Consider the following 13,038-nt stretch of genomic DNA (forward strand, 5'->3'; position numbering starts at 1 on the left):
TCTATTATATTAAGAAATTTAAAAAATGCAAAACATCTTATTATTCATCTTCCTAAAAATATTAAACTTATATATAATATATCTAAGGGGGATATTATGAATATAAAGAAGATACTAAAAAAGATCGGTTCCTTTATTAAATCTATCGGTATTAAAGGCATTATTGTGATTGCATTGGTTTTTATTTTAAGTATAGGAGCAATAGGTATTAAGAAAGTTTTCTTTACTGATTCAAAATCAACAAAATTAGGTTTTGAAAACATTGGTGAATTAGCTACTCAGTCAGCTTATGTAACAACTGTTGATGTCGCTGATAAAACTGTTGATCTTTTTGGAATAACAATACCTTTCACTCAAACAAAATATATTTACAGTTATGATACAATTATTAAAGCGGGATTTGATTTTAAAAATATTGTTTGTTCAGTTAGTGAAAATAATAAAGAAATTAAAGTAACTATTCCTAAAGCCAAAGTACTAAGTATTGAGGTAAAGGAAGATTCACTTAAAATTTATCATGAGCAGAACGGTATTTTTACTCGTATTCGTCTTAAAGAAAATAATATAGCTTTCAAAAATATGAAAAAAAGAGCACAGAAAGATGCAATCGCAAATGGATTATTAAAGAATGCGCAAGAAAATGCTAAGCCTGTTATTCAAGGATTTATTGGAAAACTATATAATCTTAAAGAATATAAAATTAAATATATTACAAAGTAAGAGTCATATCACCATGGTATGACTCTTACTTTATAAATAATTTTTATGATTCTGCTGAATTAATATCTACACTCTTATAAAAACATTACTTCTGTGATAAAGATCCTCTTCGATTGTTTCAGCAATACTGCCATCTTTAAATATGGGGATTCTTTGAATCTAAATTGTCTGTAGGTTCATCATTGAGTATGTGCTATTGTAATAGCTATTCTCTGTCTTTGTCCTCCTGAACACTCATCAAGATATTTCTCTAATAGACTCTCTTCCGGCATTCTATTTTAGTAAATTCTGTTCTTTATACTGAGAAATAAAAAAACCGAAGATTAATCTTCAGTTGTTTATTTTAAAGCATCTTTAGCTTTATTACAGATTGCCGTAAATCCTTCAGGATCGGCAATTGCGATTTCTGATAGCATTTTTCTATTGATTTCAACATTAGCAAGCTTTAAGCCATGCATTAATACTGAGTAAGATAAATCGTTCATTCTTGCTGCCGCATTGATACGGGCAATCCATAATCTTCTCATTTCTCTCTTTAAATTTCTTCTGTCTCTGTATGCATATTTTAATGAATGCATGACCTGTTCATGAGCAGTTCTATATAATGCATGTTTGCTTCCAAAATAACCTTTAGCAAGCTTTAATATTTTCTTTCTTCTGCGTCTTGTAGTATATCCGCCTTTTACTCTAGCCATTTTTGCTCCTCCTTACTTACCTAAACGAGTTTTAATTCTCTTCATATCTGATGGATGCACCAGTGCAGCTTTTGCTAAGTGCTTTTTCTGTTTATGAGTCTTATTGTGAGATAAGTGTGAAACATAAGCATGACCACGTTTGAACTTACCGCTACCTGTCTTTTTTAAACGTTTCTTAAGACCACTGTGTGTTTTCATTTTTGGCATATATATATCCTCCTACTTTTTCTTTGGAGCCAGAATAGCAATCAGCATTCTGCCTTCCATTTTTGCTGGCTTTTCAACATTACAGTATTCCTCACATTCAGCAACAAAATCATCAAGAATCTTTTGCCCAATATCAATGTGAGCCAACTGACGTCCTCTAAATCTAACAACAACTTTAACCTTGCTTCCATCCTCCAGCCACTTAATAGTTCTCTTTAATTTTACATTTTTGTCATGAACATCAATAGTAGGCGAAAGTTGTGTTTCTTTTAAAGAAACAGCCTTAGAATTCTTTTTCTGTTCTCTTATTTTCTTCTGCTGTTCAAAGCGATATTTTCCATAATCCATAATTCTACAAACAGGCGGTTTAGCTTTAGGTGCGACACACACTAAATCTAAATCCTGATCATAAGCCTTATTGATTCCTTCATTTCTGTTCATAACACCTAACTGATTCCCATTAGAATCAATAACTAACACTTCTTTAAAGCGAATATTTTCATTGATTGGGTCTTCTGCTTTCTTAGGTTTTGTTCTGTCAAATTTTCTGATAAAAGCCACCTCCATACTTATCAAATAAAAAGCGGATACATAATGTACCCACTTATCCTCAAGAGTTTCTCTCTTAGTGACATTTGCCCATCGACTTCATCAATCGGGCGAGAAGGGGTACTTCTTCTTTCCACTATATTTATTTACTTGTTTAACTTATACCAAATAATTTATAAAGTCAAGCTATTTCTATTTAAATTTCTTAAAAGATTCAGGAACAGGAGCATAGAATTCCATTTTCTGATGAGTAAAAGGATGAACAAAGCCAAATCTGTCAGCATGTAAAGCTAATCGTTTGATTGGATTTGACTTTGCTCCATATTTCTTATCACCGGCAACAGGATGTCCTATTGAAGACATATGTACACGAATCTGATTCTTTCTTCCTGTCTTTAACTGAAGATGGATATAAGAATAGCTTTTATTATAGCTTAATGATTTATATAAAGTTATAGCTTTTTTTCCTTCTTTTGAGATATAAACTGTTTGTCCTTTATTTTCCAAAAGACTCTTATCAATCTTCCCTTCTTCTTTAAGTAAGCCTTCCACTATTGCTATATAGCTTCTTGTTGTAACATAATCATTCCAGTGAGATGTTAATTCTTCATAAAGTTTCTTGTTTTTTATAAACATCAGCACACCGCTCGTTTCCTTATCTAACCGATGTACAAGATAAACTGTTTCATGTTTTTTACTTAAATAGTCTTTTGCATACATAAATGCTGTTTTATCATGTACATGAGCAGTTCTCTCACTTAATAAGCCACTAGGCTTATTAATCACAAGTATGTCTTTATCTTCATATATAATATCTAAAGATGACTCTTTATTCTTTATAATAGTAAGTGTATCATCCATAGCAACAGCTGTATTAAATACAGCCGGATTCCCGTTCACAAGAACCTGTCGGTATTTTAATAAAGCTTTTGCCTTTGTTTTATTATATCCCAATATCATTAAATAATTAAGTACATTGGTGTTTTCTTTTACTTTATAGGTATTCATCACAATATCTTTTAACCTCTAAATAGAGGTTATCCTTTCCTTTCTTTAGCAATTCCTTTAAAGGAAGATCTTCATGATTAATACAATAAACATTCTCAAATCCGGCTTTTAAAAGAAGTTCTTTATCCTCTACTCTACCGCTAAAAGCAATCACTTTCTTATGATATTTTTTAGCAAGCTGTAAAACACCAAAAGGTGTTTTGCCTTGTAGAGTCTGCCGATCCATTTTTCCTTCTCCGGTAAAGATAATATCTGCCTCTTTAATAGCTTCTTCCAGACAAGTATAGGAAGCTACCATATCAAAGCCTGATTTTAATTGACCATTTAAATAAGAGACTATCGCAAAGCCTAATCCTCCGGCAGCTCCCGCTCCAGGATAAGCACGATTATCTTTATTTAAAATATAAGCAGTCTTATCAGCATAATGACTCATTCCTTTATCTACTTCTTGAAGATCTTCTTTTTTTATTTTCTTTTGAGGTCCAAAAATATATGTAGCTCCTTCTATTCCGGTTAAAGGATTTGTTACATCACATGCTGCTATAAAGTGACAGTCCTTAAGAAGATATTCAGAAAGATCAATTTCATCAATATCTTTAAGCGAACGAGCTGTCGGGATCATAAGATGCTTCTCTTTATTATAAAAACGAATACCTAAAGCTGAAAGCATGCCTGCTCCACCATCATTAGTCGATGATCCACCTAAAGTAATCATAAAGTTTCTAACTTGATGATTATATGCATAGAGAATCATTTCTCCTACTCCATAGGTTGTTGTTAAAAGAGCATTTTTCTTTTCTTCTGTTAATAAATCAAGACCGCATGCCTGAGCTGATTCAATGATTGCCAGATCATTACAGATAGACAGTCTTGCTGATGTTTTTTCAAATAACGGACCTGTTACTTCTACCGTATGAATATTACCTTTCAAATAATCATTAACAGCATCCATAGTTCCTTCTCCCCCATCAGCTAATGCTTTAATAATAACTGTATGACAAGATGCTTTCTTAACAGCTTCTCCTGCTTCTATTGCACTCATACTTTCTTTAAATGAGTCAAATGCTGCTAGTATTTTCATAGTATCACCCTATTTTATATTATCATAATTTAAGCAAAATAAAAACGAACCTATACAGATTCGTTTCGTTTCAAAAAATAGAACTCTTTCTTATAAACAATCACATACATAATATATGCCAGAATCAAAGCAGATAACACATCTATAATACCGTGCTGCTTTACAAAAACAGTTGAGATAGTAATCATTATTCCTAAAAACAATGAACCTACTCTTTCGTAAACAGGCAGTGTTTTAACAGAATAAATAGCAATTGCCATGCCAATAGAATTATAAACATGAATACTAGGAAGAACATTAGTAGGTGTATCTGCCATATAAATAAGAGATACCAGATATTCAGAAATATTCTTAGGATGAACCAAGACAGGTCTAATACTTAATCCATTAGGATAAACAGCACTGACTAAAACAAATAGAGTCATTCCTGTATATAAGAAAGTAATCATTTTGAGATAGTCTTCTTTATAATCGAAGAAGAGTCTTACAAAAGTATAGAAGATAAATGGGAACCAAAGATAATAAAAATAAATAAAATGAGAAATAAAGGGAACATGTCTATCAAATGATGTTGTAAGATCATGAACAACAGTTCCGGTCAATCTTTCTATTAAGAAAAAACCTAATAGATAAACAACAAAATATAGTAATGTCCACCAGTATTTTAAATGATATTTTCTCATGATATGTTTTTTGAAAACTCCGTAAGTATAAGTTCCTTATTTTTATCTTCTGCCCAGTTAATTCCCCATTGATTACTAAATAATAATAAACTTCTTCCTCTTAAGTCTTCAACAATTTTAGTATCAGAAGAGAGATTTAATGCTTTCAAATTTAATCCTTCATTTTCTATCCATCTAACATACTGATAAGAAAGCGGTGTATTTACAATTTCAACATTATATTCATTTAATAAACGATAAGCTAATACTTCAAACTGTAAAACCCCTACAACACCTACATAAATCTGTTCCATTCCTCCACCCATATCAGTAAAGATCTGAATAGCTCCCTCTTGAGCAATTTGAGTTACTCCCTTAACAAATTGCTTTCTTTTCATTGTATCTTTATTTCTGATTGATGCAAAATGTTCAGGAGCAAATGTAGGAATACCTTCAAACTTAAATTTCTTTGATGGTACTGTTAATGTATCACCGATAGAGAATATACCCGGATCAAAAATTCCAATAATATCCCCTGAATAAGCTTCTTTAATTTCTTCTCTGTCATCAGCTAAAAGCTGTTTGGACTGATTCAGCTTAATCTTCTTATTCCCTTGCATATGGAAGACTTCCATACCTTTTTCAAAGGTTCCTGATGTAATTCTCATAAAAGCCATTCTATCACGATGTCTTGAATTCATATTTGCCTGAATCTTAAAAACAAATGCGCTGAAATCTTCTGATAAAGGATCTATTTCACCAATATCACTCATTCGAGGAGATGGCGGCATAGAAAAATCTAAGAAATGCTGAAGAAATGGTTCTACACCAAAATTAGTAAGAGCTGACCCAAAACAGACAGGAGACTGCTCTCCTCTTCTAATCTTATTTAAATCAAATTCAGCTCCTGCTCCATCTAATAAATCAACATCATCCATCAGTATTTCATACTGATTATCTTCTAGTAGCTCTTTAATTGATGGATCAGTAATATCTCTAATATCTTCTTTTACTTCTCGCCGATATCCATCAACAGCACTAAAACAGATAACCTGTTTATTTTTTCTTTCATAAACACCTTTAAATTGTTTACCACTGCCAATAGGCCAGTTGACAGCACATGTTTCTACTCCCAGCTCTGCTTCTATTTCCTCCATTAGTTCATAAGGATCTTTCGCTTCTCTATCCAATTTATTAATAAAAGTAAAAATAGGAATATGTCTCATTGCACAGACCTTAAACAACTTTCTGGTCTGATCTTCGACACCCTTGGAAGCATCAATCACCATCACAGCTGAATCAGCTGCCATCAAAGTACGATAAGTGTCTTCTGAGAAATCCTGATGACCCGGTGTATCTAAGATATTAATGCAATAATTATGATAATTAAACTGTAATACAGAACTGGTAACAGAAATACCTCTCTGTTTTTCAATTTCCATCCAGTCCGATACAGCATGACGCATATTCTGTTTGCCCTTAACCATTCCAGCTTCAGCAATAGCTCCGCCATATAATAAAAACTTTTCAGTCAATGTCGTTTTACCGGCATCAGGATGAGAAATAATCGCAAATGTACGTCTTTTTTTTACTTTATCTGTGAATTCTGACATAGTAACCTCCAGCTTTGTCAATTCTAAAGAATAAATATTCATTTGTCAATTTAGTAAATAGAATAATTTTACTAACATCATTAAAAAGCAAAATCACCATTCACAAAGATATCAACGCATTCTCCTTGAACAGTTTTTCCTTTAATAGATAAATCCTCTGTTCCAATCATAAAATCTACATGTGTTAAAGAATCATTAATACCCTGTTCTTTTAGCTTTTCCTTATTCATTGATAAACCATCTTTAATACATTCACTAAATCCTTTACCGATAGCTAAATGACAGGCAGCATTTTCATCATACAATGTATTATAGAATAAAATATTCATATCACTGATAGGAGAATGATAAGGTACCAAAGCTATCTCTCCTAAATAATGTGATCCTTCATCTGTCTCAATAATACTTTTTAAGACTTCTTTCCCTTCTTTAGCATCATAGTTAATAATCTTTCCATCCTTTAATTCAATAAAGAAATCTTTAACCAATGTTCCATGATAGTTAAGAGGCTTAGAAGCATAAGCAATTCCATTAGCTTTCTTATAATTAGGAGATGTAAAGATTTCCTCAGTAGGAATATTTGGAAAAGAATAGATACCATCAGCTGTATAGCTTCCTCCTCCGGCAAATAAATAACCCGAATTCATTCCTATCTCCAATGAAGTACCTAAAGAATTCTGATAATATAATGTCTCTAACTGCAAACTGTTAAGATAATTGATTCTTTCAGTAAATGACTGTCTATGTATTTCCCATGCTGATAAAGGATCATCCTGATCTACTTTACAGGCATGATAAATAGCTTGCCACAGTGCTTCTAATGCTTCTTGATCACTCATTTCAGGAAAGACCTTATTTGCCCATTCAATTGAAGATGCTCCCACAATACACCACCGATCAATCATCATATCTAAATGATCATAGAATAGCTTGCATGCTTGATGCATGGCGATAGAATGGGTACTTATTTTTAATGGATCAATCTCTTTAAACAAATCAGGATTCTCTGATGTGACCATAATAACAGCGGCATTCTTTTTAGCATATTCATTCCTTAAGTCCGATAAATATAAAGGTACTTCTTTAAAATATTCTCTCTCATTATGCTCATATCTTAATAAAGAAATCTTATCATCAGTATAATAAGGAATAACATCTTTTGCTCCTATCTGATATGCTTCTTTAGCAATTGCTTTTACAAGCCGATGATTACAGACATCACCGGTAACGACAAGTATCTGATCTTTTTGAAGATTAACACCTTTTCTCACTATTAGTCCGGCATATTTCTCTAACATTTGATTATCCTTCCTTTTCATTTTTTATTAAGATCTTTCTTATTTTCAAAGTAAATATCCTGTATTTATTCTGTGTCATACTTTTCATGACTTAAGCCCTTTTTATACAGAATATATTTCACATCTATTGTAAAGCTACAAATTTTTTATTTTAATTATTTTAAATATTATATTATTCAAATAAAAAATAATATATAATAATTCTAAAGATAGTTATTTGATAAAGGGGATGGTTGTAATGTGGAGTTAAAAGCATTGGATAACTAATATTATATTTGAGGTGATGCACATGATTAAGAAGAAACGTTTGATTTTTTCAATTATTATCTTAATATTATTCTTAATAATGATTTTCTACCGTTTTTATTATGAAGCTCATTATATGTATTTAATGAATACTATATACCATAACTTATGGATATTTGTAACAAAGATTGGACAGTATATCTTATTCATTATTTTGTGGATTTATAATTTAATAATAATTTTTGACAAAAATAAGTAGGAGAAGATATTATGAAAAAAATATTTGCAGGATTTATTTCCTTCGCTTTATTCTTTTGCTTTATGATTGTTCCGGTTAATGCAGAAAATTATTCTAAGATATTATTGATCGTTATTACTGATCCGGATTCTAATAAAACATGGAATTTTAAGAAAGAAATAAGAAATACAGTTTTTAAGATTCCACAAGCAAGTAAGAGTGTTCTTGGTATAAAGTCTATAGAAAGAAACTCTGAAGCTACTGTCAGTTTAGCCAAATACTTGGAAAGCACTTTTGATAAAAAAATAAAATCACGAAAAGAAGAAAATGGCTCAGCTACTATAGACAGTGATATAATAATTACTACAGGTCTAAGATGGTATTTAAAGGGATCAGATGTGAAGATTACCCGTGTAACAGGTTCTGTCATAAACAAGGGATATTTTTATGCTGCTAACAAAAGGGTTAGCTGGGGGAATCCCGGTTCAGGTGAAGGTGGTATATTTTATCCTACAGTTTCAAGCTGGAGCAAATCTGTAAGTGATGATTACGGATTGTATATGTCATCTATGCCTCCATATTCAATACTAGACGTGACTATATATGTTTCCGGCATGGGAGGTTCCAGAAAATTAAGTGTAACATTCAATTTAAATAGTATGTATACTTAATTATATACGTTTGTAAATATCAATCTGTTGCCGAAACAACCTTCGGCAACAGATTTCTTTTTCCAATAGACTGACTTTCCGAAAACAGGTAAGGAAATTTTTATATATTTACTCATCAAATTTCTTTTTTTCTTCATGAATTTTTGTTTTCAGTTCATGAGGAAGAATATGCATTATTCTGTGTTATACTTTTCATGACTTAAGCCCTTTTTATACAGAATATATTTCACATCTATTGCATAATAACATAGAGCTTTTTTTGTTATCAACAATTTTGTTGTCAGATATATTTTTCTATGATATACTCTTTTTAGCTATACATAGGCAATACTATAGTCTAAATTATGAAAGTAATACGGGGATAAAAAGTTAAGTTGTGTATTGGCAAGTTTATAGGAGGTAGCAAGTATGACTACAGGTAAAGTAAAATGGTTTAAGGCAGATAAAGGTTATGGATTCATTACCGTTGAGGATCAGAGCAAAGATATCTTTGTTCATTACTCAGCAATTAACAGTGATGGGTTCAGAACATTAGAAGAAGGTCAGACAGTAAGCTTTGATATTGTTGAAGGTGATCGTGGACCACAGGCTTCTAATGTAACAGTTGTTGAATAATCATAAATCATAAAAAGAAGGAGCTTCCTTCTTTTTATTTTTCATTTATTTAAAATTTTCCTTTGTTTTCTCTCTGCAAGCCCTTATAATAGAATTATAGATAAAATTACATAAGGAGGTTAACAACCAAAATGGACAATTTATTAAACACACTTGAAACAGCCACTAAGGAAGGAAACAAACTGGTGCTTATTATAGGTAAGCCAGGAAGCGGTAAATCTAAAATCATTCATGAATATTCAAGTAATACAGGTATCCCTATTCTTGATTTTTCCAAGATTATCTCCTCTGATACTGAAGACTTGAAAAAAACGATGAAAGACTTTTTAAAAAGCTATCGTTTTGATGTATTGCTTCTAGATAATAAAAAGGCATTCTATAAAGCATCAAAGGATACTGAATTAATGGATTTAATTAAAGATTTAAGTAAAGATGTGATGGTTGTAACAACATGGAACGGATTCATCGAAGATGGTCAGCTGACTCATATTGTCAATGGTCAGGAAGAAATCTATCCTCTAGATGGTTCATTTAGATATATTATTGTATAATAAAAAGGGCTAAGGAGCCCTTTTTATTTGTTTTCTTTAATTTTTGGAAGCTTATTATAATAAAGACAATATTCTTCTAAAGTATATCCTTTTTCATGAATAATCTTAGCAGCCTGTTTGCCTACATAACGAAAATGCCAAGGCTCATGAGATATACCTGTAATCTTTGATGTTCCTTCTCTATATCTTAAAATAAAACCATATTTATAACAATTCTTAACTACCCACTGATATTCCTTAGTATCTCCAAAGACAAGTCTTTTCTTATCTACTACAGACTGTGATGTAAAATCCACACCTAAGCCGGTCTGATGTTCACTTATTCCCGGCTGAGCAACATGCTCTTTAGCATAGAGTCCTCCATACTTATTTAATATTTCCTGATACAGTTTCTGCTGAGTTTTATAAGAACGATAGGCACTATTTAATAAGATTGTATATCCTTCTTTATTAGCATCATTATAAAGCTGTGTATAAGCCTCATAAGCCTCTTTTCTTAATTGATAATCAGACGGCTGATCCTTATTCATCTTATAAGCGGTGTATTTCTTATCCGGTGTAACTAAATCCTTAGGTTCATAAGTTGAAGGAAGCAGTAATCCTTTTTTAACTAGTGTTAAATATTCAGCTGGATTCTGAATAGTATAAGAAGACTTTATTTTACTTACATCAATAATAAATGGATAAGTTGTCGTAAGAACCGCATAGCTATAATTCTGAGAAGATGCATAGGCTTTAATATACTGTTCCATATCTTTAAACTTAAAGCCATATACAGACATATAAGGCTTAATAGTACTATAGGAATACTGTTTACTGATTAAATATTCCAAATCTTCAATACTTGCGGTTTTCAATACATCCCAAACATTATTTTCACTATATCCCAGTTCCTTTAGTCCTGACATATAATTAGCCATAATATTATCTACTGTTTTTACAACATCTTTTGGAGACAGATCCTGATGTATTTTTATATACTTTTCATAATCATCATAGTACTTAACCTTTGTGCCATGGCTAATCCAATCTTTAATATGATCCAGTTTATCATAACTTAATATCATATTTATCTTATCACTAGTAAATTCCAGGATTTCTGACTGTTGAGAAAATGAATAGCCCTTAAAAGCCAGCCTGATACGTGAAAGATTAAAAACTACTACTATCACCAGTATTGCAAGTACAGCAATACCTGCCGGAATTATACGATTCCATTTTATTCTAAGTCCTCGTTTTCTTCCATAGCCATAGGCACTATAGGAATAGCTTCTTTTATTTCTTTTGAACATTTAATAATCACCTCATAATCTTAGTTTTATTTATAACACATGTTATAAAATATTTCTATATAAAAATGCTTATTGCAAAGCAGTCTAAATTATGATACTTTAATAAAAGACTAAAGGAGGAATCCCTATGCGTTTTGTTATTAGCATATTTATTGCATTATGCGTTCTTGCGATTGATATCTTATTTACTGAAATGCTTCCTAAGTGGGCTAAAGCTTTATTGGCACTAGCAGGTGCAGCTTCTAGCGGTATGGCTATTGCAATTAGTGTTAGAAGCCTTATAGAGTATACAAAATTATTTAAAGTACCTGCTTTAATGAATACTTTCTATATTTCATCAGCTTCTGTGCTTGTAGTCATTATTATTTGTGCCATTATAGTAAATATAAGAAGAAAAAAGAAAAATAAAGAAAAAAAAGAAGAGGAAGAATAATAGATTATTCTTCCCTTTCTTTTTTAATCATTTAATTTTTCTTTAAAAATATTGATAAGATTATCAATATTTTTTTGTCCTTTATAGATACCATAGCCAAAAACTAATGAAGAAATCACACCTATGACCAGTAATATTATTCCAAGTATTGTAATAAGCAAAGATAACGAGTGGAAGAAATAAATAAGAACAATGCCTGTTGTCGAAAATAATACAGAGAGAGTCATAAACCTTTGCAGATTGCTTAGCATACGTTTCTGATAATCTATTTCTTCATGATAGCCTCTTATTTCTCTTTCAGTCATAAGTTTTAACTCCTTTATTAATATTTAAGACCTGGATTAAAGAATCCTGCAAGTACACCAATCAATGCAATCACAACCAATAATAGCATAACCTTAATTGGTGAAATTTTCTTTTTTGCCATTAACCACCAGCAAAATACAATAACTCCTGCTGTCAGCATGCCCGGATAAACACTATCTAACTGATTTTGCAGATTTAAGAATACTTTTCCGGCACTATCTTTTAAGACAAATGATGTTTTAACAGATACCCATGTTGCTGCAACTGCACCAACAACCATACCGCCAACAACACCAACTGCTCTTCTGATTGCCTGACCTTGAGGACCAACTAAGAACTCAACTGCTTTACCGCCAAGTTCATATCCTTTAAAATAAGCAAATCTCATTCCAAAGTAAGCCAGTAAATTCCATACAATAATATAGAATATAGCTCCTATAGGAGACCCGCCGGTAGATAATCCTAAAGCAATTCCCAATAATACCGGAATTAATGTTCCAACAATCAAAGAATCACCAATACCGGCTAATGGACCCATTAGACCTGCTCTTAAACCGTTGATTGTCTCATCATCAACATCCTCTGATCCATTAGCACGTGCTTCTTCTAATCCGGCTGTAATTCCAACCACAATAGCACCGATCTGAGGTTCTGTATTAAAGAATGCTGTATATGTATTCACAGATCTTTTCTGATCTTCTTTATTATCATATAACTCTTCAATAATAGGAAGCATTGATGCTAAATATCCAAAAGTCTGCATATGTTCCTGAGTAAAGCAAGTAAGGTTTCCATAATACCAATGATGGAAAGATTTTAATAATGTTTTCTTTGTAAGTTTCTTTTCAGTCAT

The 13,038-nt window shown here is 31.6% G+C and carries 16 protein-coding genes; 5 read left to right on the top strand and 11 right to left on the bottom strand.

From position 1 onward, the window contains the following. Nucleotides 1–96 precede the first annotated feature (96 nt). Nucleotides 97–720 carry a DUF4230 domain-containing protein gene (locus HMPREF9943_RS08315; protein WP_004803908.1) on the top strand — a complete coding sequence of 208 codons (624 nt, stop codon included), beginning with the start codon at nt 97–99 and terminating at the stop codon, nt 718–720. A 338-nt stretch (nt 721–1,058) separates the two neighbouring features. Here the strand turns inward: HMPREF9943_RS08315 and rplT are convergent, their stop codons facing one another. The 8 genes from rplT to HMPREF9943_RS08355 form a co-directional block, all read right to left on the bottom strand. Continuing rightward, nucleotides 1,059–1,415, bottom strand: a complete 357-nt coding sequence (gene rplT, locus HMPREF9943_RS08320) for a 50S ribosomal protein L20 (RefSeq protein WP_004803910.1) — start codon at nt 1,413–1,415, stop codon at nt 1,059–1,061. Between the two features lie 12 nt (nt 1,416–1,427). Then, the gene (gene rpmI / locus HMPREF9943_RS08325) at nt 1,428–1,622 is read right to left on the bottom strand and encodes a 50S ribosomal protein L35 (protein ID WP_004803913.1); all 195 of its coding nucleotides are present in this window, start codon (nt 1,620–1,622) and stop codon (nt 1,428–1,430) included. A 12-nt stretch (nt 1,623–1,634) separates the two neighbouring features. Beyond that, nucleotides 1,635–2,189 carry a translation initiation factor IF-3 gene (gene infC, locus HMPREF9943_RS08330; protein ID WP_004803916.1) on the bottom strand — a complete coding sequence of 185 codons (555 nt, stop codon included), beginning with the start codon at nt 2,187–2,189 and terminating at the stop codon, nt 1,635–1,637. 174 nt (nt 2,190–2,363) lie between these two features. Next, complete coding sequence (locus tag HMPREF9943_RS08335; RefSeq protein WP_004803919.1) at nt 2,364–3,179, bottom strand: RluA family pseudouridine synthase; 816 nt, start codon at nt 3,177–3,179, stop codon at nt 2,364–2,366. Further along, nucleotides 3,166–4,260: a glycerate kinase family protein gene (locus tag HMPREF9943_RS08340; protein ID WP_004803920.1), complete on the bottom strand. Its 1,095-nt coding sequence runs from the start codon at nt 4,258–4,260 to the stop codon at nt 3,166–3,168. Before HMPREF9943_RS08340 ends, HMPREF9943_RS08335 begins: the two co-directional genes overlap by 14 nt. Before the next feature lie 50 nt (nt 4,261–4,310). Continuing rightward, complete coding sequence (locus HMPREF9943_RS08345) at nt 4,311–4,943, bottom strand: phosphatase PAP2 family protein (protein WP_004803922.1); 633 nt, start codon at nt 4,941–4,943, stop codon at nt 4,311–4,313. Next, a complete protein-coding gene (locus HMPREF9943_RS08350; protein ID WP_004803924.1) occupies nt 4,940–6,535 on the bottom strand; it encodes a peptide chain release factor 3 in 1,596 nt (531 codons plus the stop codon). The genes HMPREF9943_RS08345 and HMPREF9943_RS08350 overlap by 4 nt, the downstream gene beginning before the upstream one ends. Nucleotides 6,536–6,615: 80 nt before the next feature. Continuing rightward, nucleotides 6,616–7,833 (bottom strand): aminopeptidase, encoded by a 1,218-nt coding sequence (locus HMPREF9943_RS08355; RefSeq protein WP_004803926.1) that lies wholly within the window; start codon nt 7,831–7,833, stop codon nt 6,616–6,618. 516 nt (nt 7,834–8,349) lie between these two features. Here HMPREF9943_RS08355 and HMPREF9943_RS08365 point away from each other — a divergent pair. The 3 genes from HMPREF9943_RS08365 (at nt 8,350) to brxF (ending at nt 10,154) form a co-directional block, all read left to right on the top strand. Then, nucleotides 8,350–8,988 carry a hypothetical protein gene (locus tag HMPREF9943_RS08365; RefSeq protein WP_004803929.1) on the top strand — a complete coding sequence of 213 codons (639 nt, stop codon included), beginning with the start codon at nt 8,350–8,352 and terminating at the stop codon, nt 8,986–8,988. A gap of 408 nt (nt 8,989–9,396) precedes the next feature. Further along, nucleotides 9,397–9,603: a cold-shock protein gene (locus HMPREF9943_RS08370; protein ID WP_004803931.1), complete on the top strand. Its 207-nt coding sequence runs from the start codon at nt 9,397–9,399 to the stop codon at nt 9,601–9,603. A 131-nt stretch (nt 9,604–9,734) separates the two neighbouring features. Then, nucleotides 9,735–10,154 (top strand): BREX-3 system P-loop-containing protein BrxF, encoded by a 420-nt coding sequence (gene brxF, locus HMPREF9943_RS08375; protein ID WP_004803933.1) that lies wholly within the window; start codon nt 9,735–9,737, stop codon nt 10,152–10,154. Between the two features lie 23 nt (nt 10,155–10,177). Here brxF and HMPREF9943_RS08380 read toward each other — a convergent pair whose 3' ends face one another. After that, nucleotides 10,178–11,446, bottom strand: a complete 1,269-nt coding sequence (locus tag HMPREF9943_RS08380; RefSeq protein ID WP_004803935.1) for a M15 family metallopeptidase — start codon at nt 11,444–11,446, stop codon at nt 10,178–10,180. A gap of 127 nt (nt 11,447–11,573) precedes the next feature. Here HMPREF9943_RS08380 and HMPREF9943_RS08385 point away from each other — a divergent pair, with 127 nt between their 5' ends. Continuing rightward, nucleotides 11,574–11,879: a hypothetical protein gene (locus HMPREF9943_RS08385; protein ID WP_004803937.1), complete on the top strand. Its 306-nt coding sequence runs from the start codon at nt 11,574–11,576 to the stop codon at nt 11,877–11,879. 23 nt (nt 11,880–11,902) lie between these two features. On the opposite strand, the gene HMPREF9943_RS08390 is transcribed toward HMPREF9943_RS08385, so the two are convergent. Beyond that, nucleotides 11,903–12,184 carry a hypothetical protein gene (locus HMPREF9943_RS08390; protein WP_004803938.1) on the bottom strand — a complete coding sequence of 94 codons (282 nt, stop codon included), beginning with the start codon at nt 12,182–12,184 and terminating at the stop codon, nt 11,903–11,905. Nucleotides 12,185–12,201: 17 nt separating this feature from the next. Further along, nucleotides 12,202–13,038 (bottom strand): PTS system mannose/fructose/sorbose family transporter subunit IID, encoded by an 837-nt coding sequence (locus HMPREF9943_RS08395; RefSeq protein ID WP_004803940.1) that lies wholly within the window; start codon nt 13,036–13,038, stop codon nt 12,202–12,204.

The organism is Eggerthia catenaformis OT 569 = DSM 20559, from assembly GCF_000340375.1.
Classification (GTDB): Bacteria; Bacillota_I; Bacilli_A; order Erysipelotrichales; family Coprobacillaceae; genus Eggerthia; species Eggerthia catenaformis.

Bases quoted from the DNA above. Each gene is read 5' to 3' on its own strand.
- HMPREF9943_RS08315 (WP_004803908.1), top strand. From the start codon at position 97: ATGAATATAAAGAAGATACTAAAAAAGATCGGTTCCTTTATTAAATCT.
- HMPREF9943_RS08355 (WP_004803926.1), bottom strand. From the start codon at position 7,833: ATGTTAGAGAAATATGCCGGACTAATAGTGAGAAAAGGTGTTAATCTT.
- HMPREF9943_RS08380 (WP_004803935.1), bottom strand. From the start codon at position 11,446: ATGTTCAAAAGAAATAAAAGAAGCTATTCCTATAGTGCCTATGGCTAT.
- HMPREF9943_RS08365 (WP_004803929.1), top strand. From the start codon at position 8,350: ATGAAAAAAATATTTGCAGGATTTATTTCCTTCGCTTTATTCTTTTGC.
- HMPREF9943_RS08390 (WP_004803938.1), bottom strand. From the start codon at position 12,184: ATGACTGAAAGAGAAATAAGAGGCTATCATGAAGAAATAGATTATCAG.
- brxF (WP_004803933.1), top strand. From the start codon at position 9,735: ATGGACAATTTATTAAACACACTTGAAACAGCCACTAAGGAAGGAAAC.
- infC (WP_004803916.1), bottom strand. From the start codon at position 2,189: ATGGAGGTGGCTTTTATCAGAAAATTTGACAGAACAAAACCTAAGAAA.
- rpmI (WP_004803913.1), bottom strand. From the start codon at position 1,622: ATGCCAAAAATGAAAACACACAGTGGTCTTAAGAAACGTTTAAAAAAG.
- rplT (WP_004803910.1), bottom strand. From the start codon at position 1,415: ATGGCTAGAGTAAAAGGCGGATATACTACAAGACGCAGAAGAAAGAAA.
- HMPREF9943_RS08345 (WP_004803922.1), bottom strand. From the start codon at position 4,943: ATGAGAAAATATCATTTAAAATACTGGTGGACATTACTATATTTTGTT.
- HMPREF9943_RS08340 (WP_004803920.1), bottom strand. From the start codon at position 4,260: ATGAAAATACTAGCAGCATTTGACTCATTTAAAGAAAGTATGAGTGCA.
- HMPREF9943_RS08395 (WP_004803940.1), bottom strand. From the start codon at position 13,038: ATGACTGAAAAGAAACTTACAAAGAAAACATTATTAAAATCTTTCCAT.
- HMPREF9943_RS08350 (WP_004803924.1), bottom strand. From the start codon at position 6,535: ATGTCAGAATTCACAGATAAAGTAAAAAAAAGACGTACATTTGCGATT.
- HMPREF9943_RS08370 (WP_004803931.1), top strand. From the start codon at position 9,397: ATGACTACAGGTAAAGTAAAATGGTTTAAGGCAGATAAAGGTTATGGA.
- HMPREF9943_RS08335 (WP_004803919.1), bottom strand. From the start codon at position 3,179: ATGAATACCTATAAAGTAAAAGAAAACACCAATGTACTTAATTATTTA.
- HMPREF9943_RS08385 (WP_004803937.1), top strand. From the start codon at position 11,574: ATGCGTTTTGTTATTAGCATATTTATTGCATTATGCGTTCTTGCGATT.